Annotated in this window: 18 protein-coding genes and 3 pseudogenes; 14 read left to right on the top strand and 7 right to left on the bottom strand. The window is 70.1% G+C overall.

The window, feature by feature from the left end; genetic code table 11:
- Positions 1 to 63 precede the first annotated feature (63 nt).
- The gene (locus AB0I69_RS14820) at positions 64 to 474 is read right to left on the bottom strand and encodes a hypothetical protein (protein ID WP_363096000.1); all 411 of its coding nucleotides are present in this window, start codon (positions 472 to 474) and stop codon (positions 64 to 66) included.
- Positions 475 to 965: 491 nt separating this feature from the next.
- Between AB0I69_RS14820 and AB0I69_RS14825 the strand changes: the two genes are divergently transcribed.
- The gene (locus AB0I69_RS14825; RefSeq protein ID WP_363096154.1) at positions 966 to 1,229 is read left to right on the top strand and encodes an HNH endonuclease; all 264 of its coding nucleotides are present in this window, start codon (positions 966 to 968) and stop codon (positions 1,227 to 1,229) included.
- On the opposite strand, the pseudogene AB0I69_RS14830 reads toward AB0I69_RS14825, so the two are convergent.
- Positions 1,189 to 1,431, bottom strand: a pseudogene (locus AB0I69_RS14830) (transposase family protein); the annotation flags it as partial. The gene AB0I69_RS14825 and the pseudogene AB0I69_RS14830 overlap by 41 nt on opposite strands.
- 29 nt (positions 1,432 to 1,460) lie before the next feature.
- The gene (locus tag AB0I69_RS14835; RefSeq protein WP_363096001.1) at positions 1,461 to 2,063 is read right to left on the bottom strand and encodes a TetR-like C-terminal domain-containing protein; all 603 of its coding nucleotides are present in this window, start codon (positions 2,061 to 2,063) and stop codon (positions 1,461 to 1,463) included.
- 126 nt (positions 2,064 to 2,189) lie between these two features.
- Here AB0I69_RS14835 and AB0I69_RS14840 point away from each other — a divergent pair, with 126 nt between their 5' ends.
- The gene (locus AB0I69_RS14840) at positions 2,190 to 3,257 is read left to right on the top strand and encodes an alpha/beta hydrolase (RefSeq protein WP_363096002.1); all 1,068 of its coding nucleotides are present in this window, start codon (positions 2,190 to 2,192) and stop codon (positions 3,255 to 3,257) included.
- Positions 3,258 to 3,633: 376 nt separating this feature from the next.
- Positions 3,634 to 3,966 (top strand): cyclase family protein, encoded by a 333-nt coding sequence (locus AB0I69_RS14845; protein ID WP_363096003.1) that lies wholly within the window; start codon positions 3,634 to 3,636, stop codon positions 3,964 to 3,966.
- On the opposite strand, the pseudogene AB0I69_RS14850 reads toward AB0I69_RS14845, so the two are convergent.
- Both AB0I69_RS14850 and speB read right to left on the bottom strand, forming a co-directional pair.
- Positions 3,908 to 5,266: pseudogene (locus AB0I69_RS14850) on the bottom strand (cytosine permease); the annotation flags it as partial. The gene AB0I69_RS14845 and the pseudogene AB0I69_RS14850 overlap by 59 nt on opposite strands.
- 103 nt (positions 5,267 to 5,369) lie before the next feature.
- Positions 5,370 to 6,392, bottom strand: coding sequence for an agmatinase (gene speB / locus AB0I69_RS14855; protein ID WP_363096004.1), 1,023 nt, complete (start codon positions 6,390 to 6,392; stop codon positions 5,370 to 5,372).
- A 104-nt stretch (positions 6,393 to 6,496) separates the two neighbouring features.
- Between speB and AB0I69_RS14860 the strand changes: the two genes are divergently transcribed.
- On the top strand, positions 6,497 to 7,237 hold the full coding sequence (locus AB0I69_RS14860) for a TetR family transcriptional regulator C-terminal domain-containing protein (protein ID WP_363096005.1): 741 nt from the start codon (positions 6,497 to 6,499) through the stop codon (positions 7,235 to 7,237).
- Positions 7,238 to 7,596: 359 nt separating this feature from the next.
- Here the strand turns inward: AB0I69_RS14860 and AB0I69_RS14865 are convergent, their stop codons facing one another.
- The gene (locus AB0I69_RS14865; RefSeq protein ID WP_363096006.1) at positions 7,597 to 8,286 is read right to left on the bottom strand and encodes a TetR/AcrR family transcriptional regulator; all 690 of its coding nucleotides are present in this window, start codon (positions 8,284 to 8,286) and stop codon (positions 7,597 to 7,599) included.
- 162 nt (positions 8,287 to 8,448) lie between these two features.
- On the opposite strand from AB0I69_RS14865, the gene AB0I69_RS14870 reads away from it, so the two are divergent.
- The 7 genes and pseudogenes from AB0I69_RS14870 to pcp all read left to right on the top strand — a co-directional run bounded on the left by AB0I69_RS14870 (position 8,449) and on the right by pcp (position 17,480).
- Positions 8,449 to 9,984, top strand: coding sequence for an MDR family MFS transporter (locus AB0I69_RS14870; protein ID WP_363096007.1), 1,536 nt, complete (start codon positions 8,449 to 8,451; stop codon positions 9,982 to 9,984).
- Positions 9,985 to 10,050: 66 nt separating this feature from the next.
- The gene (locus tag AB0I69_RS14875) at positions 10,051 to 11,199 is read left to right on the top strand and encodes an NAD(P)/FAD-dependent oxidoreductase (protein ID WP_363096008.1); all 1,149 of its coding nucleotides are present in this window, start codon (positions 10,051 to 10,053) and stop codon (positions 11,197 to 11,199) included.
- 661 nt (positions 11,200 to 11,860) lie between these two features.
- Positions 11,861 to 12,091 (top strand): annotated as a pseudogene (locus tag AB0I69_RS14880) (proline racemase family protein); the annotation flags it as partial.
- Between the two features lie 22 nt (positions 12,092 to 12,113).
- Positions 12,114 to 13,493, top strand: a complete 1,380-nt coding sequence (locus AB0I69_RS14885; RefSeq protein WP_363096009.1) for an aldehyde dehydrogenase family protein — start codon at positions 12,114 to 12,116, stop codon at positions 13,491 to 13,493.
- Positions 13,494 to 13,617: 124 nt separating this feature from the next.
- Positions 13,618 to 14,325 carry a GntR family transcriptional regulator gene (locus AB0I69_RS14890; RefSeq protein WP_363096010.1) on the top strand — a complete coding sequence of 236 codons (708 nt, stop codon included), beginning with the start codon at positions 13,618 to 13,620 and terminating at the stop codon, positions 14,323 to 14,325.
- 51 nt (positions 14,326 to 14,376) lie between these two features.
- The gene (gene pepN / locus AB0I69_RS14895; RefSeq protein ID WP_363096011.1) at positions 14,377 to 16,839 is read left to right on the top strand and encodes an aminopeptidase N; all 2,463 of its coding nucleotides are present in this window, start codon (positions 14,377 to 14,379) and stop codon (positions 16,837 to 16,839) included.
- A complete protein-coding gene (gene pcp, locus AB0I69_RS14900; protein WP_363096012.1) occupies positions 16,836 to 17,480 on the top strand; it encodes a pyroglutamyl-peptidase I in 645 nt (214 codons plus the stop codon). The genes pepN and pcp overlap by 4 nt, the downstream gene beginning before the upstream one ends.
- A gap of 28 nt (positions 17,481 to 17,508) precedes the next feature.
- Here pcp and AB0I69_RS14905 read toward each other — a convergent pair whose 3' ends face one another.
- Positions 17,509 to 18,486 (bottom strand): hypothetical protein, encoded by a 978-nt coding sequence (locus tag AB0I69_RS14905; RefSeq protein WP_363096013.1) that lies wholly within the window; start codon positions 18,484 to 18,486, stop codon positions 17,509 to 17,511.
- A 238-nt stretch (positions 18,487 to 18,724) separates the two neighbouring features.
- On the opposite strand from AB0I69_RS14905, the gene AB0I69_RS14910 reads away from it, so the two are divergent.
- From AB0I69_RS14910 to AB0I69_RS14920, 3 genes are all read left to right on the top strand, one after another.
- Positions 18,725 to 19,663, top strand: a complete 939-nt coding sequence (locus AB0I69_RS14910; protein WP_363096014.1) for a LysR family transcriptional regulator — start codon at positions 18,725 to 18,727, stop codon at positions 19,661 to 19,663.
- A gap of 107 nt (positions 19,664 to 19,770) precedes the next feature.
- Positions 19,771 to 20,754 (top strand): ABC transporter permease, encoded by a 984-nt coding sequence (locus tag AB0I69_RS14915; RefSeq protein ID WP_363096015.1) that lies wholly within the window; start codon positions 19,771 to 19,773, stop codon positions 20,752 to 20,754.
- A gap of 62 nt (positions 20,755 to 20,816) precedes the next feature.
- On the top strand, positions 20,817 to 22,562 hold the full coding sequence (locus AB0I69_RS14920) for an ABC transporter substrate-binding protein (RefSeq protein ID WP_363096016.1): 1,746 nt from the start codon (positions 20,817 to 20,819) through the stop codon (positions 22,560 to 22,562).
- The last annotated feature ends 64 nt before the right edge of the window (positions 22,563 to 22,626 follow it).

Genomic DNA, 22,626 nt, shown 5'->3' on the forward strand with positions numbered 1-22,626 from the left:
CAGGGTGCGTCGCAGAAGTGGACCATGGAAAAGCAGCCGGTGGCGCTGTACGGCCGTCACCGATCACCCGAAGCAGTTGCGGAGCGGGTCTGTCTCGCTGGAGATCGCCGTGTCCTTCATGAAGCCGAGCCGGCCATTGTCCGCGACCGTCATCTCCCAGCGTGTGGAGTGCGGCCCGCCCACCCATGCCTGGTCGTCCTCCTTGCAGTAGAACCAGCTCGGGTTGGAGTACATGTAGCCGACGACGGTGTTCGGGTCCGGGTAGATGTGGTTGTCCCCGACCGTGCCGTACACCCGTGCGCCGGAGACGTTGTTGCACCACCACTTGGTGGAGCCGTCGTTCCAACACGGGCTGGCGGCAGCCGCAGAGGGCGCGGTCGCCACCGCGACTCCCACGGTGAGCGCCGTGGCCGCCAACAGAGCGCCCGCCCTCCTGGCCTTCGTGCCCCTGCCCGGCCGATTTTCCTTGCGCATGTGCTCCCCCTCGGTTTCACAGGCTGAGTCCGTTCGTCCGAGTCTGGAGTGATCGCCGCACTCCGGTCATACCTTTCGACTACGGTCGAAAGGCTTGCCCAGCGTCTTCGCGACCTGCTGCGCCCGTGGTGAGCCCGACGCCGTGCAGAGCTTCAAGGCTTCGCGGAGGTGGTTTGACTCTGCGACCGGGTCGTTGCCGGCTCGCAGCACAACGGCCGTTCGGACGTGGGCGCGTGCCTGTTCCTCCCGCTCCTCCATCTCGCGCGCCGCCTTGAGGGCCTGTGCGTGGGCCTTGAGGGCCTCGGTGGGGTGGGTCTGGTGCAGGTTTGGGTGACAGGTTGACCTGCATCAGATCCGACTGTGACGAGCGAGGAGTCGCTTCGGTGCGTGCCCGGCGAGCTCAGTGTGTGGTGCCGCCCTGGCTGTCTCGGGGCTCCGCGCCAACCCGGAGTGCCCGGTGCGGGTTGCTCGTCCTCGTGGACGCGGTCCATGTGCAGCCGCTCGCTCCCGGTGGCAAGAGCACGGACGGCAACGTTCAGCCGCTGTGTCAGCACTGCCACTTGGCCAAGACCCGTTGCGAGGCGTTGGCGAGGGTGGTCGTGGCGATAGGTGGAGGCATGGCCACCGACTGCTTCAGACCACACCCGGCACCCCTGGGCGGGCCAACCATACGAAGGGCTCACCACATCCCACAGAACAACGCAGGGAGGTCTTTCAGCGTTGCCGCTCCAGGGCGAGGACGGCTTTGGCGATGACGGTCATGCGGGTGGGGCTGATGCGTGAACTGCGGGAGACCTGCCAGGACTTGAGCCGTGCCATATTGCGCTTGACCGGGGCCCTGGCCTGGGCGAGGGCACGGTTGATGGTGCGCTGGTCGGGGGTGAGTCCTCTGCCGGGCGGCCGTTTGAGGCCGGTGGTGACGTGCATGCCGGCGTCGGTGTAGGCGCGGTCGGCGAGCTGCCGCAGGGCTGCGTGCGGGCAGAGCTCTAGCCGGCCAATCCGTGCAGGAGCGTGTCGACCATCCGCTCGATCCAGTCCTCCTCGATGGGTTGCCGGATGAGCAGCGCCCTGAAGTGCAGTGGTGCGACCAGCAGTTCGAGAGTCATCTGGTGATCGGTGTCGGCTGTCAGCTCGTGGCGGTCGATGGCGCGGTCGACGATGACTCGGGTGACGTCGTAGCGGGTTTGCCAGAACTGGGCGCGGTTCTCGGCCAGGTTGGGATCTTCCTCGACCGCGGCCATCGTATGGGCCAGTGCGGCGCCCAGCGGGGTGTTCAGGTAGGCCGCGATCAGTCGGGCCAGCGCGACCATGTCGTCGCGGAGGTTTCCGGTGTCGGGGACCGGTAGTTGTTCCTGGCTGTAGGTCAGGAGTGCGTCCAGGGTCAGGTTCTGCAGCGTGCCCCAGCGCCGCTGGATCGAGGTGGCGTGGACGCCCGACCGCCGGGCGATCTCGCTCACCGTCAAGCCGCTCGCGCCGTTCTCGGCGAGCGCTTCCAGGGTCGACCGCAGGACGTCGGCGCGGACCCGCGCGGACCGGCCGCCCGGACGGCGGGACGCCTCTGCCTGGTCGCTCGTCTCGTTCTTGCTCACCGCATCACGTTAACGCACGGATCTTGCGTTTGTTTCAGGGCGGGCGTAGCGTCCACTAATGCAAGATATCTGCGTTAGTGACTGTGTTGCAGAAGGTGTGTCGCAGAAGGAACGGAAGGAGCCGTCATGTCCTATCAATGGCCGCTGGACGCGTCGGAGCTGTTCGGCGAGCGGTATCCACAGATGGTCAACACCGGACTGCCGGTGGCCGACATCGACGCCGTGCGCGCCGCGGTCACCGAGATGTGGGCGGACGCTCCGGGCGGCTGGGTCCATGAATGGTCGAAGCTGGCCGCGGCCTACGCCGACGCAGGAGCCCATGAGCAGGCGGCGCTGGCCTACGGATGGGCGAAGTTCCCCAGCTTGGCAGACGCAAGCAAGCGGGTCGCGCTCGCCAAGCAGCTTGAGCAGTACCGGCTCGCCGCACCCGGTTTCGGCGTGCGGTTCCAGCGGGACGTGCTGGAACTGCCGTACCGGGGAAACACGACCAGTGTCCCGGTCCATCTGTTCACGCCCTTCGACCTTCCCGCCGACCGGCCGGTGGTGCTCGCCAGCGGAGGCGTGGACAGCTGGAAGATGGATGTGCACGGGCTGATGGTGCTCCTCGCCACCCAGCTGCGCGCCCGGGTGCTGGTGTTCGACATCGCGGGAACCGGCGAATCGACGGTGCCGATGACCGGTTCCGGCGGCGCGGAAATGGTCAGTGGGCTGATCGAGCACGCCCGGTCGCTGGGCAACGGCGTGGTGGCGCACGTGGGCATCTCGATGGGCGGATATTTCTCGGCCCGGTCGGGTCTCGGCGGTGAGGCCGACGCCGCCGTGGTGCTGGGCGGGCCGGTCGAAACGGCGTTCACCGAAGCTCGGACGTACGCCTTCGGGATGGACGGGATCGTCGGCAACGCGATGGGCTTCGACGCGCCGCCCACCATCGAGCAACTGGCCGTACGCAGGGCGGAGTTCTCGCTACGGCCGCTGCTCGACCAGGACCGCAACAGCCCCATGCTGGTGGTCAACGGCGCCGACGACGTCCATGTGCCCCAGCACGACACCCTGGTGTTCCAGGGCCGCCGCGACACCGTCGTGAACCTCGTTCCCGACACCGGGCACTGCGCGGTCAGCAAGCTGCCCGAAGTGTTCCCGACGATCATCGGCTGGCTCGACCGCACCCTCGCCACCGCAAAGACGGTCCGATGAGCCCGACGGACATCCTCGACGACTACATCACCCGGCTCAGCCGCCGGGGCCGCTGGGGCGAGGACGACCAACTCGGCGCACTGAACCTCGTGGGCGCCGAACAGGTTCGCGCCGCCGCCTCGCTGGTCCGCGACGGCAAGGTCATCTCCCTGACCCTGCCCTACGACCGGAGCGGACCGCAGCCCGGCGGGTTGCGGTCCAACCCCCAGCTGATCACCACCGCGACCGGCACGGACCACCTCGCCGGGACTCAGGACGAGGTGCTGTCCGCCCTCGGGCCCGTCGGCGGATTCGGCTTCTCCGACGACCTGGTCGTCATGGGCACCAGTGCGGAACACAGTGGGACGCGCTCTCGCACATCTTCTACAAGGGCCGGATGTGGAACGGCTGCAGCGCGGCCGAGCACACCTCGCGCGGCGCGGCACGCAACGGCATCCAGCACTGGAGCGACCGCCTGGTACTGCGCGGCGTGCTGGTGGACCTTCCCGCCCACTTCGGTGTCGACGGTCTGGATCCGGGCTGTCCGATCACCGTCGACGATCTCGAACAGGCACTCTCGGCACAGGGCTCCACCGTGCGCCCGGGGGATGCCCTGCTGGTCCGCACCGGGCAGTTGACCGCACGGCGCGGCACGTGGGTCCGACCAGCGCGGACAGGTCGGCTCCGCCCAGTGCGGTGGCGAGGGGGCCCTGGAAGTCCGTGGAGTTGATGCACAGCAGCGCGGCGGTGGAGCCGAGGACCTGTGCGGTGACGCCGGCCCGGTTGACGCCCCCGTGGTACCAGTAGGCGCTGGTGGGGGTTTCGTTATGCAGGCCGGGGCCGCGGTAGCGATTGCTGCGCAGGATCAGGTCGGCGACGCTGATGGCCAGGCCGGGGCCGAGGACGGCGACGGTGAGTTCGAGGACCTGGCTGAGGGCGTCGATGAAGTCGGTCACGAACAGGGCGTACGCGGTGATCGCGACGCCGGCGACGCCGTCGAGCAGGACGGCGGCCCACTGCCTGATCGGCAGGCCGACGGCCTGTAGGGCCAGGCCGGAGCTGTACATGGTGAGGATGTTGCCGGCGACCGAGCCGATGATGACGGCCAGCAGGAAGAGCGGGTAGAACCAGCCCGGCACGATCTCCTTCAGGGACACCTGAGGGTCGGTCATGTCGACGGCGGTGCCGGCGAGTACGCCGACCGCGCCGAGCAGGACCGAGGGGATGAAGCCGCCGACCGTGGTCCATCCGGCCACCGCGCGGCGCGAGGAGTCGGCCGGCAGGTAGCGGGCGTAGTCGGCTCCCGTGCCCCACGACAGGGGGCCGGAGGCGATGACGGCGAAGCCGAGCAGCGCCATCGCGAACAGTTCGCCGCCGTGCGGGGCCCCGGCGGGCTGCCGCCCGGGTACGGCGTGGGCGACGACGAATCCGGCGAGCACGGTCAGGGTGATGGTCAGCATCCAGGTGAACGCCGGGCTCAGGCGCACGATCAGGGCGTGGCCGTAGACGCTGACCACGATGGTGACGGCCGCGAGCAGCAGGACGACGGTCCAGCGTGTCGTTGTGCCGACGGCGACGCCGAGTTGGTCGAGGAGTGCGAAGCCGGCGAGTGCGCCCATGGCGAGGTTGATGGCCTCGTACGCCACGCAGACCGACCAGTTCGTGATCACGGTCGACACGCGGTTGCCGCGGATGCCGAAGACGGCGCGGGTCAGCACGCTGGAGGGGGTGCCGGAGACGGGTCCGCTGATGGCGAGGATGCCGTTGAACGTCCAGAACAGGTTGCCCAGGGCGACGACGAGCAGCGCCTGCCAGGTGTTGAGACCGAGCAGGACCAGGCTGCCGCCCAGGACGACGGACAGGTAGTTCACGTTGGCCGCGGCCCAGACGAAGAGCAGGTCGCGGGGGCGGCCGTGGCGTTCGTCGTCGGGGATGTGGTCGATGCCGCGGGTTTCGATGTGTGCTGTGGCGGGCGATGTGGGCGGCGGCACCGGGTCGGCCGTGGTTCTGGCAGGTCCAGTTGGGGGCACCGGGTCCTCCGGTTCGAACGGGGTGAAAGGGTGCGGTCCGGGGAAACGCTGCGGTGCTGGTGGGGCGGCGGGTGCTGTGGCGACAGCGGTGGGCGGAGTCGCGTCAGCCGGCGAGGTCGCGGGTGCCGCGTCCCTCCAGCAGCGGGCGCGCCGGTTGCCAGGCGTCGCCGCGGCGGCGCGCGGCCATGCCGGACAGCGCTTCGAGGACGATGCGGTTGCCGAGGAACGCGGTGATGTCGGCGTGGTCGTAGGGCGGCGAGACCTCGACGACGTCCATGCCGACGATGGGCAGTTGGCAGGCCAGGCGGCGGACGGTGTCCAGGAGTTGCCGCGAGGTGAGACCGCCGGGTTCGGGGGTGCCGGTGCCCGGCGCCATGCCGGGGTCGACGACGTCGACGTCCACGGACAGGAACACCCCGTCGCAGTCGTCCAGCGCGATGGTCATTGCCTCGTCCACGCAGGCGTCCAGACCGCGGGCGACGATCTCGCTCATCTCGTACGAGCGCATCTCCTGGTCGGCCATCCAGTCCAGCGTCTCGCCGTCTGGCCAGTAGCCGCGCAGGCCCATCTGCAGGAACCGGTCCCCGCGCACGGCGCCGGACTCCAGCAGCCGGCGCATCGGCTGGCCGTGTCCGTGCAGGTGGCCGAACTCGATGTGCGCGGTGTCCGCGTGCGCGTCGAAGTGGATGACGGAGACCCGGCCCCAGCCGCGGTGGCGGGCCACACCGGTGATGTCCGGCAGGGCGATGGTGTGGTCGCCGCCCAGCACGATCGGCACCGCGCCGGACGCCGATACGGTCGCCACGGCCTCCTCGATCGCCTTGATGCTGCCCTCGATGTCGCCCGCGAACATCTCCACGTCACCGGCGTCCACCACCCGCAGGTCCCGCAGTGCGTCGACCCGGAGAGGCAGCGAGGGACGCGAGCCGTCGTGCGCGTTGTAGTCCGTCGACCGCATCGCGCCCGGGCCGAACCGGGTGCCCGGGCGGTGGCTCACGCCTCCGTCGAACGGTGCGCCGACGATCACGACATCGGCGTCCGCGTAGGTCTCGGGCTCGTCCAGCGTGCAGGGGTCGATGCCCAGGAAGGTGATGTCGGGGCCGAACATCGCGCCGTAGCGGCTCATGGTGCTCTCCTTGTACCGTTCCCCTGATGTTAAAGTCAGGAGCAGGTTGCTGACTTTAAAGTCAGTCAAGGGATGAGGCAAGGGGCTGTGACAGGATCGACGCCGTGAACGAGCATGCGACCAAGACCGACGACGCAGCCGCGGACACCGCCGGCGGCGCGCGCGAGGGCATTCTGCAGGCCGCCGTCGAACTGATCGCCCGGGACGGCTTCGACGGCGTCCGCATCGCCGACATCGCGGCCCGCGCCGGCGTCTCGACCGCGCTGGTGCACTACCACTTCACCGGCCGCGAACGGCTGCTCACCGGCGCACTCGCGCACTCCCTCACCCGCGCCGAAGCCCGCCTCGCCGGCCGCGCCCGACAAGCGGACCGCGAGACCCCGCCCCAACGGCTGGCGGACCTCATCGACTTCGGACTCCCGCTCACGCACGCCGACGTCCTGGAATGCCGGCTGTGGGCCGAACTGGAGATCCGCTCCTCCGGATCACCCGAACTCGCCGCGACGCTCGCCGAGTTCCGCGCACGCATGCTGCGTCCCCTGGCCGCGCTGGTCGAAGACGGCCTGCGCACCGGTGACTTCCGCGACTGCGACCCCTCCGACGTCGCGACCGTCGCCCTCGCGCTCCTCGACGGCCTCACCAACCGGCTGATCACCGACGAGTCCGCACTCGGCCTGCCGGACGCACGCCGCCTCGCCGCCGACATGCTGACCCTCGCCGTGCACTACGACGGCGACCTGCCCTTCCAGCCCCTGCCCGACCCCGGCACCCCACCCCCGGACCTGGCCCCCCAGCGCGCCACCCCCCGCCGCCGCCGGGCTCCCCGCGCCTCTGCCAAGCCCTGAATACGGGTCCGGGAGCCACCTCGCACCGAAAGGAAGCGGAGCCACACGGCTTCCTGAGCTGCTCCCCCCTCGCGGACGCCGGAGTCCCCATCCGGACCACCTCGTCCCAGTGGGTTGCGTCGCGCAGAACCGGGCCGTCAGACGTTGGGCCGGCCGCTGGATCGCTGCGGCTTCCCGGCGCACCCGACCCCTGGACCACATCCGTTTCCCCTACGGGGCGGAGGCCGGGGGGCATCGCCGAGGACGGCGCGGAGATCGTGGCCGTAGCCATTGGCACGGTCTGCGGCCAGCTCACCGACGAAGTCGGCCGCGTCCGACTCGACACCGGCGGCGACAGGTCCGGACGACAGTTCCCGAGGTCAGGATGGGTCGCGAGGTGTGTGCAGGATGCCGTTGAGCAGCATCCGGGTCGCCCACTTCCGGCGCATCTTCGGGCTCCCCGAGAGCAGTTCGGCCCCGAGTGCGGTGACGTGTGGCACCTGGTCCGCGGAGGCGTTCTCCACGGCGGCGGCGACTGCCTCCCACTCCTTCTCCGTACTGTCCGAATCGTCCTCGCCCGCGTGCTCGGCGGCGCTGGCGGTGGCGACCTGGAGCAGCGTGTCCACTCCCCAGGCCGCCTGGTCGTCGGGCACACCGCCCTGCTTGAGCAGAGCCAGCAACGCGTCCAGCAGGTTCAGGTAGTTGGCGCCAGAGGGGCGGGCGACCAGTGCGGAGTGGGCGAGGCTCGGAAGCTGGACGAGGAGGTGGGTGTAGGAGGAGAGGATGGCCTCGATCCCCTCGCGCCAGTCCCCGCCCGCGCCGGCCGGCCCCAGGTCGACCTCGCCCAGCAGCTCGTCGAGGATCGCGGCGTGCAACTCGGCTGCGTTCGCCACGTAGACGTACAGCGAGGCCGGACCTGTGTCGAGTTCCTTGGCCAGACGGCGCATCGTGACGTGTTGCAGTCCCTCCGCACGCATGACGCGGACGGCGGTAGCGATGATTCCGCTACGGGTCAGGGCGGGCTTGGCCGGTCGCTCACGGCGGCTGACGGGTTCAGGTCGGGCGGTCATGCCCCAAGCGTACCGAACGTGTTCGTGACGAACCGTCCCTTGTTGGTCGCCTCCCTGGCGTGGTGAGCGTCTTCGTATTCAGGCCGAACTTGTTCGTAGCGAACGTGTTCGCTACGATCGTAATCGTTCACCTCCTACCGCTTCCGAAGAGGAGGCTCCGCCATGTCTGCATCCACCGCACCCGCGGCCGACGCCGAGCCGATCGTGCCGAAGAACATCCGCTGGGTCCTGCTCGGCGTCCTGCTCGCGATGCTGCTGTCCATGCTCGACGGCCTCATCGTCGGCACCGCCATGCCCACGGTCGTCGCGGACATCGGCGGCATCGACCACATGTCCTGGGTGGTCACCGCTTACACGCTGACCACCACCTGCTCCACGCCGGTGTGGGGCAAGCTCGGCGATCTCTTCAACCGCAAGTACATGTTCCTGGGCTCACTCGTGGTGTTCATGATCGGCTCGGTGCTCTCCGGCCAGGCCACGTCCATGGGCGAGCTGATCGGCTTCCGTGCCCTGCAGGGGATCGGCGCCGGCGGCCTGGCGGCCGGGGCCTTCGCGCTGATCGGGGCGCTGCTGCCGCCCCGTGAGCGCGGCAAGTACCAGGGCATGGTGGCGATCGTCCAGGCCGTCGGCAGCATCGGCGGCCCGCTGGTGGGCGGTTTCATCACAGTGCACCTCGGCTGGCGCTGGGCCTTCTACGTCAACGTTCCCGTCGGCCTTGTCTGTCTGGTGTGGTGCGGGCTCCTGCTGAAGGTGCCGACCACCCACCGGGGCAAGGTCGTCATCGACTGGCTCGGCATCACCCTCATGACCGCCATGATCAGCACCGTCGTCATGGCCGCGACCTGGGGCGGCAGCACGTACGCCTGGGGGTCCTGGCAGATCCTCGCTCTCGCCGCGGCGGCAGTGGTCCTTCTGCTGGCCTTCGTCGCCTCCCAGAAGCGGGCCGGCGAGCCGCTGCTGCCGCTGCGGATCTTCAGCGGGCACCGCAACTTCCCCATCGCCGCGGTCCTGCTCACCGTCGCGGGTGCGGCCACCTTCGGCGGCTCGCTGTACCTGCCGCTCTACCAGCAGACCGTGCAGGGCGCCTCGGCCTCCAACTCCGGGCTGCTCCTGCTGCCGATGATGGCGGGCACCGTCGTCGCCTCCATGGTGGCGGGAAAGGTGATGTCCAAGACCGGAAAGTACAAGATCTTCCCCGTCGCGGGTGCCGCCTCGCTCGCCGTCGGCATGGGGCTGCTGTCCACCATGGACACCAGTACGTCCCGCTTCACGACCAGCGCCTACATGGTCCTGGTCGGTGTGGGCACCGGCTTCACCATCCAGATGGCCAACACCATCGCCCAGAACAGCGTCCAACTGCGCGACATCGGCGCCGCCTCCGCGGCCACCAGCCTCTTCCGCACCCTCGGCGGTTCCCTGGGCGTCGCCGTCTTCGGGTCCCTGCTGACGCGCGCCCTGCAGGGCAACGGCGCCGCTCCCGCCGAAGGCGGACACGCGAACACGCATGCCGTGTCCCAGGCGGCCAAGGGCGCCTACACGCACTCGGTGGCCCACGGCACCCAGCAGATCTTCCTGGTCGGCGCGGTCTGCGCCGTGGCGGCACTCGTCGCCGCCGTGTTCATCGAGGAGGTTCCCCTGCGGGGCAAGTCCACCACCGATCAGCCCACCGGCAAACAGCCGTCCCGAGCCGGTTCCTGAGCGCATCGGAAGCACATCAGACCAGTCCAAAACGAAATAAAACTCGCATCCTGAAAGGATCTCGACATGGACAACCACTACCCCATCGCGATCATCGGCGCCGGCCTCGGCGGCCTGACTCTGGCCCGCGTGCTGCACGTCAGCGGCATCGAGGCCGTGGTCTTCGACCTTGAGGCCGACCGGCACGCCCGTACCCAGGGCGGCATGCTCGACATCCACGCGGAGAACGGCCAGATCGCGCTGCGCGCCGCCGGACTCCACGACGATTTCCTCGCCCTGGTCCATCGCGGCGGGGACGCCAGCCGCGTTCTGGACAAGCACGCCACCGTCCACTGGGACGAAACCGGTGGCGACGACAACGGTGACCGCCCCGAGGTCGACCGCGGTCAGCTGCGTCAGCTGCTGCTCGACTCCCTGCCCGAGGACACCGTCCGCTGGGGCCGGCAGGCCACCGGCGCCCGTCCGCTCGGTGACGGCCGACACGAGGTGACCTTCGTCGACGGCTCCCGGATCACCACGGACCTGCTCGTCGGGGCCGACGGCGCCTGGTCCCGCACCCGCCCGCTGCTCTCCGACGCCTGGCCCGAGTACACCGGTATCTCCTTCGTCGAAGCCGGTCTGGAGGAGGCCGACACCCGTCACCCGGACGAGGCCGCGCTCGTCGGTCACGGCATGCTCTTCGCGCTCGACGGAGGCAAGGGATTCCTCGCTCACCGCAAGACCGACGGCAGCCTGCACATCTACACCGCGCTGCGCGTCGCCGAGGACTGGCTCGGCACCGTCGACTTCACCGACACGGAGGCGGCGAAGGCAGCCGTCCTCGCCCAGTTCGACGGCTGGGACGACAGGATCAAGGCGCTGATCGCCCGCGCCGACGGCGCTCTGACGCCGCGCAAGGTCAACGCGCTGCCGGTCGGCCACCGTTGGAACCGCGTTCCCGGGGTGACCCTCCTGGGCGACGCCGCCCATGTGATGTCGCCGTTCGCCGGCGAGGGCGCCAACCTCGCGATGCTGGACGGCGCGCAGCTCGGTCAGGCCATCGCCGCCCACCCGGGCGACACGGAGAAGGCGCTCGCCGTCTACGAGGAGGAGCTGTTCCCGCGCAGCGAGGAGAAGGCCGCGGAGTCGGCCGAGGGGCTGGAGATGTGCTTCGGCCCGGACCCGGTCGCTCAGCTGATCGAGGTCTTCACCGGTGGACCCGAGGGCGGCCACTGACCCCGGGGCCGTACACACCCTGCATCCAGTCGCCGGATTGAGCACCGGCGCCTTCGCTTCCAGCCAGGCCTCAAGGTGGTCGGCGACGGTCTGTCTCAGTTCCTTTGCCGCGCAAGCGGCAGCGTGGTCAGGGGACCGGGGGAGTGGGTGGTCCGGCGCCGGTGGTGGCGGAGGTGCAAGCAGGGATCCTTGGCCACCTTCAAGCCCTTCTCTGTTGCGAGGCAGTCGTGATCGCCGTCGTGGGACGGTGAAGCGCGGCCCAGGGGGCCTTGGCCTGAACAGAAACATGTGACATTGTACTGGCGTGAGCAAGCGACTGACCTGCGACATCGTGGTCGTCGGAGCCGAAACGGCGGGCGCTCCTGCGCCCTCTGAGCGACCCGGGCGGGCCTGGCCCCGAGCCGGGCACGGGCAGAGGCGTGGAGTTCGAGGCGAAGGGCGGTGTGGTCGTCGCCTTCCGCCCCGAGAGCGCGGCGGCGCTGGAGACCTTCGCCGCCGGTTGGCGCACGGCGGTCGTGGACGCGCGGAGGGTAGCCCCCATGAACTACCCGACCTGGAACCGCACTTGGTGCCGGATCTCGCGGGCGGAGTCCGTTGTCCAGTGTCCAGAAGGCTGTCAGGTGATGCCGTCGCCGACTGCCGCGCACGTGATCCGCGCGGCGCGCAGTTGCCCGTCCGCGGCGAACTCCCTCTGGACCAGGACTTCGTCAACGAGTCCTTCATCGGTACGTCCTTCGTCGGTACGTCCTTCACCGGCCGCCTCGTCGAGGCCGCCGACGTCGCCGGACACCCCGTCGTGGTGCCGACGATCACCGGACGGGCCTGGATCACCGGCACCGCCCAGTACCCGCTGGACCCGGCCGACTTGTTCACGGCCGGCCTCGTCCTCTGACTCGCCCCGACCCTCCCGAGGAATGACCGCCATGGCCGCGACCGTCGTCAGTCACAACCCCGCCCACCCCGACGAGATCCTCACCGAGACCCCCGCCACCGGCCGGACCGGCGTCGTCGCCGCAGTCGACCGGGCCCGTAGCGGCGCCCGCTCCTGGGCGGAGGGCGGCGCCGGCCGCCGGGCCGCCGCACTGCACGCGGCCGCCGACCGGGTAGAGGCGGCCGGCGACGAACTCGCGAGCCTCGTCTCGCGCGAGGTCGGCAAGCCGATCACCGAGGCGCGGGGCGAGGTGGCCCGTACGGTCGCGATCCTGCGGTACTACGCGCAGCAGCCGTACGACCCCGTCGGCTCCGTCCACGAACCGGCCGCCGGAGCCGGGCTGTTGTTCACCCGACGTGCGCCCTACGGGGTGGCCGGGCTGATCACGCCGTGGAACTTCCCGCTGGCCATCCCGGTGTGGAAGGCGGCGCCCGCCCTCGCCACCGGCAACTGCGTCGTCCTCAAGCCGGCCGAACCGGCCACGGCCTGCGCGCTGCGGCTCGGTGAACTCTTCGACGAGGTACTGCCCCGCCATGTCCTCACCGTCGTCCCGGGTGGGGCGGAGGAGGGCGGCGCGCTCGTCGACAGTGCGGACGTCGTCTCCTTCACCGGCTCAACAGCCGTCGGCCGGGCGGTCGTTCAGGCCGCGACCGCGCTCGGCACACCGGTCCAGGCCGAGATGGGCGGGCAGAACGCGGCCATCGTGCTGCCCGACGCCGACATCGGGGCCACCGCCGCGCAACTCGCCGCCGCGATCGCCGGATACGCCGGGCAGAAGTGCACCGCGACAAAGCGGGTCATCGCCGTCGGCGACCCCGGACCGCTGCGGGACGCCCTGGTGGCGGCCCTCGAAGCGCTCGCCGTCGGCGACCCGGACCTGCCCACAACCGCCTGCGGCCCGCTGATCTCCGAGCAGGCCCGGGACGCCGTACTCGCCGCGGCCCGCTCGGGCGGCCGGGTGCTCACCGGCGGCAGGGCACTGGGCGGCGATCCCGGCTGGTACGCGCGGCCGACCCTGGTCGACGAGCTGCCCGACAGGCATCTCCTCGCCACCGAGGAGGTCTTCGGGCCCATCGCCGCGTTCAGTTCGGCCCCGGACCTGGATGCGGCCGTCGCCCGCGCCAACGCGGTCGCCCACGGTCTGGCCGCCTCCGTGCACACCGCCGACCTGGACGCCGCCCTGCGCTGCGCCGACCGCCTCGACACCGGTCTCGTCAAGGTCAACGCCCCCACCACCGGAGTCGACTTCCACCTTCCCTTCGGCGGCGAGAAGGCGTCCAGCCACGGCCCGCGGGAACAGGGCAAGGCGGCTCTGGACTTCTACACCCGCACCCGGACGGTCACCCTGCTCTCCCCGGTGTGAACGAGCCATGAATGCTGGTGGCACGTGACATTGCATACCGCACCGTGTGTCTGATGCGCGCGGCGCCGCGACGCATGTTCCGCTCGGCCGCACAGACACACATTCCGTCCAGGAGGACCACCGCATGGCTGCTCAGCGCAACGGGGACAAGAGTTCCAAGGCCTCCGCCGGCGCCGCAGGACCTGCCCTCCCCACCCTCGGCGGAGCGCGCCCCAGCTACCGCGAGCGCGTCGCCGACGCCCTTCGCGCCGCCCTCGTCGCCGGCGAGCTGAGCCCTGGCGAGGTCTACTCCGCGCCGATGCTGGCCACCCGCTTCGGAGTCTCCGCCACACCGGTGCGCGAGGCCATGCTCGACCTCGTCAAGGAGGGACTGGTCGACACGGTGCCCAACAAGGGCTTCCGGGTCACCGCCGTCTCCGAGCGTCAGCTCGACGAGTACACCCACGTCCGGTCGCTGATCGAGATCCCCGTTGTCGTGGGCCTCGCCGCCACCGCCGACCCCGTGGCACTGGAGGCCCTCCGCCCCGCCGCCGCGGAGATCGTGACCGCGGCCGCGGACGGCGACCTCATCGCCTACGTCGAGGCCGACCGCCGCTTCCACCTCGGCCTGCTCGCCCTGGCCGGCAACGAGCATCTGGTCGAGGTGGTCGGCGACCTGCGCAAGCGGTCACGGCTGTACGGGCTCACCGCGCTCGTCGAGCGGGGACTGCTGAAGTCGTCCGCCGAGGAACACCTCCAGCTCCTCGACGCGCTCCTCGCCCGCGACGAGGACGCCGTACGCGAGGTGATGACCCGTCACCTCGGCCATGTCCGGGGCCTGTGGGCCCACTGAACGGCCCCAAGCGGACCGCCCGCCGGTACGCCCGACACGTTACGGAGAAGGATGCCCTCGCTGACCCGCGCCGAGGCCGAGGCCCGCGCCCGCCTGGTCGACGTGGAGCGGTACACCGTCGACCTCGACCTCACCCGGGGTGAGACGCACTTTCGCTCGGCGACGACCGTACGCTTCACCGCTCGTACCGCGGGCGACACCTTCGCCGAGTTGAAGCCCGCCGTCCTGCACCGGGCGGCACTCGACGGTCACGTCCTCGATCCGGCCCTGCTCACCGACGGCCGGATTCCCCTCCGCGGTCTCACGGTGGGACCGCACGAGCTGTACGTCGAGGCGGACATGGCCTACTCGCGCACGGGTGAGGGCCTGCACCGTCTCACCGATCCGGCCGACGGCGAGACGTACGTCCACAGCCAGGCCTTCCTGGACCAACTGCCGCGGATCACCGTGTGTTTCGACCAGCCGGACCTCAAGGCCGTCTTCGAGGTGACGGTCGCTGCGCCGCCCTCTTGGACCGTTCTGGGCAACGGAGTCTGCACATGCGACCCGGCCCACGAAGGACGGGGACGGTGGCGGATCGCCCCGACCCCGCCGATCAGCACCTACCTCTTCGCACTCGCCGCGGGGCCCTGGCACTCCCTGCGCACGGAACACGCCGGTCTGCCCTTCGGCCTGCACTGCCGCCGCAGCCTCGCCCCGTATCTCGACACCGACGTGGACGAACTGTGGAATATCACATGCCACGCGTTCGACCGCTACCACGAGCTCTTCGACGAGCCGTACCCCTTCGACTCCTACGACCAGGTCTTCGTCCCGGAGTTCACCAACGGCGCGATGGAGAACCCGGGCCTGGTCGCCTTCCGCGAGAGCTTCCTCTTCCGGTCCGCGGCGAGCGGCACCGAGCGGCAGAACAGGGCACGAGTCATCGCGCACGAGATGGCGCACATGTGGTTCGGTGACCTGGTCACCATGCGCTGGTGGGACGACCTGTGGCTGAACGAGTCGTTCGCCGACCACATGGCCTACCAACTCACCGGCGCCTGGACCGAGTTCGCCGTCACCCGCAAGACCTGGGGCTACGACGCCGACCAGCGCGCCTCCACCCACCCCGTGGCACCGCCACCGGACGCGGTACCCGACACCGGCCGGGCACTGGCCAACTTCGACGGCATCGCGTACGCCAAGGGCGCCGCCGCACTGCGCCAACTCGCCACCTGGCTGGGCGAGAAGCCGTTCCTCGCCGGGGTCAACGACCACCTCACCCGACACCGTTTCGGCAACGCCACCCTCGACGACCTGCTGGACTCCCTGACCCGCGCGTCGGGCCGCGACGTCCACGCATGGGGCGAGTCATGGCTGCGCACGACCGGCGTGGACACGATCGGCGGGCAGCGGTCGGTGGTCAGCCGCCCGCATCGCGTCCGGTTCGGCCTGTACGACTACGACGCGAACAGCCGGCTCGTCCTGCGGGAGCGGATCTGGACCGGTCCAGGCGACACCGGGCCCGGCTCCGACACCCTCGTTTCCGGCAGTCATGCCCATGCCCCCGCCCTCCTCCTCCCCAACGACGGTGACCTCACCTACGCCAAAGTCCGTCTGGACACGCACTCCTGGGCCGCCGTCACCGCCTCGCTCTCCACCCTGGACGACCCGCTCACCCGCGCCGTGCTGTGGACCACCGCCCGCGACATGGTCCGCGACGCCGAACTCCCGCCCGTCGCCTACCTGCACCTCGTCACCCGTCACCTGCCGTACGAGACGGACGCCGCCGTCGTAGACAGCGTCCTGGCCTTCGCGCGCGGACCGGTGGCCGACCGCTACCTCGCGCCCGAACTCCGCCCGGCCTCCCTGATCGCCCTGGCGGACGTATGCCGGGGGATCCTGGTCGACCCGGCCCGGCAAGCTCTGCACCTCGGGGCCCTGCGCACCCTCGTCGACAGCGCCGTACCCGTCCCGGAGGTCCCCGGAGACGATCACGAACTGCGCTGGCACGCCCTGTTCCGCCGGTGCGTGCTCGGCGCTGCGGACGAGGCCGACATCGCGAACGAGGCGGCCCGCGACCGGAGTTCGGCGGGCGGGGAGTCCGCCGCCCGTTGCCGTGCCGCGCTGCCCGACCCGGCGGCCAAGGAGGCGGCCTGGAGGGCCATGTTCGAGAGCGACGGCCAGTCCGCCACCCTCCTCAGGGCGCGTGCCCAGGGCTTCTGGCAGCCCGAGCAGACCGACCTGCTCGCCCCCTATGTCCCGCGCTGGTTCCCCGCCGCCACCGACCTCGCCGCCCGACAGGGCCCGACCGTCGCCGCCACCTTGGGGCGATACGGCTTCCCGGCGCACACCACCGACCCGGCCGTCCTCGCGGTCGCCGAGCACTGCCTCGCCCACGGCGCGCCCGTACCGGCCCTGCGCCGCTGGCTCACCGACCAGTGCGACGACCTCCGCCGAGCGATGAGTTGCCGGGCCGGAACTGAGGCTGAGGCCAGGGGAGTTGGAACCGAGGCCGAGGTGTCGTCGACATGACCAGAATTCTCCTCACCGGCTTCGAGCCCTTCGGCGGTGAAGCGTCCAACTCCTCCTGGGAGGCGGTCACTCGCGCCGCAGCCGAAACCCCGCCCGGCACGAACATCACGGTCACCCGCCTGAGTTGTGCCTTCGGCACGGCCCTCGACGAACTCCGTGCCGCGATCACGCGAGCGGCACCGGATCTCGTGCTCTGCACCGGCCAAGCGGGCGGCCGTCCGGACCTCACGGTGGAGCGCGTCGCGGTCAACGTCGACGACGCCCGCATACCCGACAACTCCGGACGGCAGCCGATCGACGAGGCCGTGGTCGAAGCGGGCCCCGCCGCCTACTTCGCCGCCCTGCCGGTCAAGGCATGTGTCGCAGCGGCCCGCGCGGTCGGCGTACCGGCCTCGGTCTCCCAGACGGCGGGCACGTTCGTGTGCAACCACGTCTTCTACGGCCTGATGCACCTGTTCGCGACCGAACTGCCGGGCCTGCGCGGCGGTTTCGTCCATGTCCCGTACACCCCGGAACAGACGCTGGGCACCGCCCGGCCGTCCCTTCCGTCGTCCCTCGCGGCACGGGGACTGCGAGCCGTGCTGACCACGGCGGCGTCCCTCGACGACGACATCCGGATGGCGGGCGGTGCCACTCACTGACAGTGCAGCGTGAGGACTCCAGGTCGGACTACTCGGAGACCTTCCAATGGGTGTTGGCGGTCACCGTCGTGAAGTTCAGGCCGGCGCAGTAGTAGTCGGACGGACTCGGTGTCGTCGACGGGTAGACGGTGGTGTTGGACGTGGTGGCGTCGGCCCAAGTGCCGGTGCCAGTACGGATCTTGAGGTTGCTGCTCTCGCTTGAGTGACCGGCGTACCCGTCGCAGAGATAGGTCTCGCCGTCGGTGTCGAGGTACGAGTAGAACTCGAACTCGTCCCAGCCGAAGGTCGCCGTACCACCGTCCGTACCGCTGCTGGTGTAGTACGTCTCCCACGCGCCGGTCTTGTAGTCGTAGAGGTAGGCGGTCCAGGTGTTGGTCGCCGAATCCGTCTGCAGGATCTGCAGGTTGTAACTGGCCACGCCGTTGACGGTGGTCGTGTACGTGCTCAGGAAGCTGCTGTCGATCGTCAGCCGCACCCCGATCCCGGGGTCGGACGCGCACCAGTCGTACGCCCACAACTGCGCGTAGGTCTTGCTGTACGCGGTGGTCGACTCAATGCACGCGCCCTGGCGGGGCTTGGTGGTGGGGGAGTAGAGGTAGTCGCTCGCGTCGGTCATCCGCAGCGCGGAGTCGACCGAGTGCGTGGCCTGGACGCCGCTGACGGTGGCACTGCCGGTGGTGAGTTTCACGCCCCACCACTTGTGAACGTACGTGGAGGCGGTCGCCGCCTCCGACGCCGGGGCCGGGACGTTCTCGTCGCCGGCGTTCTCGGCTGCCGCTGTCTTCTCGTGAGCGGTGGTGAAGGCCTGCTCCGCCTTCGCCATGCCCGTGCGGGCGGCGCGGCCGGTGATCAGGCCCTTGACGGTGCCGTGGTGGGGGGCGTTCCAGGCGGGTGCCGGGGCGGTGGTGCCGAGGGCCGCGGCGCGGTCGGGCCCGGTTCCGGTTCCGGCGACCACGCCGAACAGGGCGAGCCCGACGGCGAGAGCGGCCGATATTGCTGCGCGCATGACACTTCCTTCTGGTGAGGCGGAAGAAGAGGTGAAGTGCGGGTGGGGGAGGGGGTGTTCGCCATGCCGAGAGGATGTTCGGGATGCCGAACTCCGGCGAGAGTAGCGTCACATGTGACATAGCACTAGAGGGTTCCGTCCACAGGCTTCACCCAGCAGCCGCCCAGCACTCACCCACGTTCGTCCAGCATCCAGACATTCCCTGGCCCGCCGGCCGAAACCGCCCTACGCTGCGCGGATGCAGCTGGATCTCCGTCACCTGCGGATCGTGCGGGCGGTGTCCGACCACGGGAGTCTCAACCGCGCGGCCACCACGCTCGGGGTCTCGCAGCCCGCGCTGACCGCCCAGCTCAAGCGGATCGAGGAGTCCCTCGGTGCCCCGGTCTTCCTGCGCGGCCCGAAGGGCGTCGAGCCGACACCCTTCGGGGAGTTCGTCCTGTCCAGGGCCCGGACCGTGCTGTCCGCCTTCGACGACATCCTGACCGCCCGCCCGCAGGACGCCCCCGTGCCGGCCGTCCGTCTCGGCAGCGTGGCCAGCCCGATGGTGGTGGAACTCGCCGACCGGCTCGGCTTCCTGCTCTCCGGCGTGCCGGTCACCGTCCGCACGGACCACTCGGTGCGGACCCTCCTGGAGATGGTGGCGAGCCAGCAACTCGACTGCGCGGTCGTCGGGGACTACCCCGGTTACGACGCCCACCCCGACCCCTCGGTCGAGTACCGCCTGATCGCCGTGGAGCCGGTCTTCATCGCGCTGTCGGCCGGTCATCCGCTCGCGGAGGGGGACGAAGTCGCCCTGGACGCGCTGGCCGACGAGGACTGGGTGCTGCCCGCGTCCGACGGCATGGGCTGGCCCGAGCACCTCCTCGACACCTGCGCCTCCCGCGGCTTCACGCCCCGCGCGCGCTACCGCCTGGCCGACAACTCCCTGCGCCGCGAACTCATCGCCACCGGCCGGGCGGTGAGCCCCGTCCAGCCGACCTTCCGGGCGGACACCGGGATCGTGGTGCACCCGATCGCCGGCGACCCGATGTGGATGCGCTACCACCTGGCCTGGCACGGCAAGGGGCCGCTGGCGCCGTACGGCGACGACATGCTCCGGCTGGCGCAGCGGGCGTACACCGCCTCGATGGAGAACGCTTCCGGCTATCTGCGCTGGGCGGCCCGGCGCGGGGTCTGAGCACGGCCCGCTCCCGCGAACCGCAGGCGTCCGGGAGGTTATAACTCCCAGGCGTTATAACGAGCTGGGATTACCTGGCGTTTACCGTACGTGCCAGGCTCCGCGCCATGTCCAGCACTCTTTCCGCCGAGACGAGCGAGCGGTCGGCCCCCGTGCGAGGGCTGTCCCCGAAGGCACTGGCCTGGCGCCGGCTGCGCCGGGACCGGGTCGCCGTGGTGGCCGGGTCCGTGGTCGCCCTGTTCCTCCTCGCGGGCATCGGCGCACCGCTGATCGCCGCCCTGTACGGCAAGGATCCCTACACCGTCTACGCCGACCGGTACCCCGGTCTGCTCGACGACTACGGCTTCCCCACCGGCGCCAACGGCGGTATCAGCGGCGCGTTCTGGCTCGGGGTCGAGCCCAACGTCGGCCGTGACGTGTTCACCCAGCTCCTGTACGGCATCCGCACCTCGCTGCTGATCGCGGCGGCGGTCGTGATCATCGTGACGGTCGTCGGCTCGCTGGTCGGTATCGCCGCCGGCTACTTCGGCGGCCGGATCGACTACGCGATCAGCCGCGTCATCGACGTCACCATGGCCTTCCCGTCCACCCTGTTCTTCATCGCGATGACGCCGGTGGTGATGTCCTTCTTCGTCTCGGACGAGGAGAACACCCCCACCTGGGTCCGGGTCGCCACCCTGATCGTCGCCCTGTCGATGTTCGGCTGGACCAGGGTGGCCCGGCTGCTGCGCGGCCAGGTGCTCTCCCTGCGCGAGCGGGAGTTCGTGCACGCGGCGAAGGTGTACGGCGCGAGCCCCTGGCGGATCATCACCAAGGAGCTGCTGCCCAATCTCTGGACGCCGATCCTCGTCTTCATGACCCTCGACCTCCCGGCACTGGTCACCACCGAGGCCGCGCTGTCCTTCCTCGGCGTGGGCATCATCGAGCCCACCCCGGACTGGGGCCGCATGATCAAGCGCGGCGCCGAGGTCTACCTCAACGACATCACGTACACCGTGATCCCCGGCATCTCGATGCTGGTCTTCGTCGTCGCCTTCAATCTCTTCGGCGACTCCCTGCGCGATGCCCTGGACCCCCGGTCCGACCGCTGAACCCAGCTGTCCCGCGGCCCGCCACCACCCTCAACTCCCGTACCCAGAACGGAACTCCTGCCATGGACCGCCGTCTGTTCCTCCAGTCCGCCGCCGCGATGGTCGCCGGCACCGCTCTCACCACGGCGTGCAGCTCGGGCTCGCCCGGTGGCGGTGCCTCCACCGCGCCCAAGGCCAAGGCCGTCACCGGTCTCAAGGTCAGACTGGGCACCGCCGCCGACTCCAAGGGGCCGCTCACCGTCGAGGGCGCCACGAAGGGCGGCACCGTCAAGGTGCTCCAGCCGTACGACTTCGCGCACCTCGACCCGCAGCGCGTGTACGCCTCCGACGGCGGCGTCGCGGCCACCCTCATCCACCGCCGCCTGGTCGCCTACAAGCGCGTCGGCGACGAGCAGATCCTCTGCGGCGACCTGGCCACCGACACCGGTACCGCGTCGGACGGCAACAAGACCTGGACGTTCACGCTGAGGGAGGGCGTCAAGTTCTCCGACGGCACGGTGGTCACCTCGAAGCACGTCAAGTACGGCATCGAGCGCGCCTACGACGCCGAGATCACCGACGGTCCGACCTTCATCCCGGCCTGGCTGTCGGGCGACGACTATCGCAAGGAGTACACGGGCCCGTCCGCCGGTAAGTCGCTGCCGGACTCGGTGATCGAGACCCCCGACGACACGACGATCGTCTTCCATCTCAAGGAGCCGCAGGCCGACTTCCCGTTCGCCTGCGCCTACCCGATCACCACCCCGGTGCTCGAATCGGCCGCGAAGAAGGGCGACTTCGACCAGTCGCCGACGGCGACGACGGGTCCGTACAAGGTGAAGAGCCACGACGACGCCAAGATGGTGCTCGTCCGCAACGACCAGTGGGACGCCGACACCGACCCGGTCCGCGCGCAGTACCCCGAGAGCTTCGAGATCACCTTCAACGTGGCCTCGCTGGACGAGTCGCAGCAGCTGGCCGCCGCCGACGGCGACGCGGTCATGACCTTCACCGGTGTGGTCGACGCCTCGTATCTCTCGCGCACCACCGGCGAGTTGAAGACCCGCACGCTCTCCGAGGGCGGCATCACCAGCCGCGTGCTGGGCATCAACTGCAAGCGGGTGACGGACGTCGACGTCCGCAGGGCGATCCTCACCGCCTTCCCGAAGACCGGCTGGCGCCGGATCTACGGCGGTCCCGTCTACGGCGACATCGCCACCGACATCCTCGCCCCGGTCGTCGTCGGCTTCAAGAAGAACGACGTGTACCCGGTCGCCGAGGCGGGTGACCCGGCCGCCGCGAAGAAGATCCTGAAGAAGGCGGGCAAGCTCGGCACCAAACTCGTCTACGCCTGGGGGCAGACCGACCAGGCCGACAAGGCGGGGATCATTGTCGCCGAGGCGCTCACCCGGGCCGGGTTCGAGGTCGTCAAGAAGCCGCTCAACTCCACCACGTACTTCACGGAGATCGGCAAGGTCGACAAGCCGTACGACATCTTCCACTCCGGCTGGTCCCCGGACTGGCCGACCGGCTCCAGCGTCATCCCCGGCTGCTTCGACGGCCGGACCATCGCCGACGGTGCGACGAACTACTACAACTACGACAACGACGAGGTCAACGCAGAGATCGACCGCATCAAGGCGCTCACCGACGCCGATGCGGCCAACACCGCCTGGGCCGCGCTCGACGCGAAGATCATGAAGGACATACCGATCGTGCCGCTCGCCTACGAGGCCAAGACGTACCTCATCGGCGGCAAGCTCGGCGGCGCCTACGTGACCATGTCGCCGACCGGCTGTCAGCCCTCGCACGTGTACGTCAAGGCGTGACCGGACTCCGCCGGGCCCCGCTCGCCGACGCGGGGCCCGGCGGCAACTTCCTTTCCCGCTCGGG

The organism is Streptomyces sp. NPDC050508 (assembly GCF_040655155.1).
Taxonomy (GTDB): Bacteria; Actinomycetota; Actinomycetes; order Streptomycetales; family Streptomycetaceae; genus Streptomyces.

Bases quoted from the DNA above. Each gene is read 5' to 3' on its own strand.
- pepN (WP_363096011.1), top strand. From the start codon at position 14,377: ATGCCCTCGCTGACCCGCGCCGAGGCCGAGGCCCGCGCCCGCCTGGTC.
- speB (WP_363096004.1), bottom strand. From the start codon at position 6,392: ATGAGCCGCTACGGCGCGATGTTCGGCCCCGACATCACCTTCCTGGGC.
- AB0I69_RS14890 (WP_363096010.1), top strand. From the start codon at position 13,618: ATGGCTGCTCAGCGCAACGGGGACAAGAGTTCCAAGGCCTCCGCCGGC.
- AB0I69_RS14905 (WP_363096013.1), bottom strand. From the start codon at position 18,486: ATGCGCGCAGCAATATCGGCCGCTCTCGCCGTCGGGCTCGCCCTGTTC.
- AB0I69_RS14845 (WP_363096003.1), top strand. From the start codon at position 3,634: ATGTGGAACGGCTGCAGCGCGGCCGAGCACACCTCGCGCGGCGCGGCA.
- AB0I69_RS14920 (WP_363096016.1), top strand. From the start codon at position 20,817: ATGGACCGCCGTCTGTTCCTCCAGTCCGCCGCCGCGATGGTCGCCGGC.
- AB0I69_RS14820 (WP_363096000.1), bottom strand. From the start codon at position 474: ATGCGCAAGGAAAATCGGCCGGGCAGGGGCACGAAGGCCAGGAGGGCG.
- AB0I69_RS14875 (WP_363096008.1), top strand. From the start codon at position 10,051: ATGGACAACCACTACCCCATCGCGATCATCGGCGCCGGCCTCGGCGGC.
- AB0I69_RS14865 (WP_363096006.1), bottom strand. From the start codon at position 8,286: ATGACCGCCCGACCTGAACCCGTCAGCCGCCGTGAGCGACCGGCCAAG.
- AB0I69_RS14840 (WP_363096002.1), top strand. From the start codon at position 2,190: ATGTCCTATCAATGGCCGCTGGACGCGTCGGAGCTGTTCGGCGAGCGG.
- AB0I69_RS14870 (WP_363096007.1), top strand. From the start codon at position 8,449: ATGTCTGCATCCACCGCACCCGCGGCCGACGCCGAGCCGATCGTGCCG.
- AB0I69_RS14885 (WP_363096009.1), top strand. From the start codon at position 12,114: ATGACCGCCATGGCCGCGACCGTCGTCAGTCACAACCCCGCCCACCCC.
- AB0I69_RS14915 (WP_363096015.1), top strand. From the start codon at position 19,771: ATGTCCAGCACTCTTTCCGCCGAGACGAGCGAGCGGTCGGCCCCCGTG.
- AB0I69_RS14910 (WP_363096014.1), top strand. From the start codon at position 18,725: ATGCAGCTGGATCTCCGTCACCTGCGGATCGTGCGGGCGGTGTCCGAC.
- pcp (WP_363096012.1), top strand. From the start codon at position 16,836: ATGACCAGAATTCTCCTCACCGGCTTCGAGCCCTTCGGCGGTGAAGCG.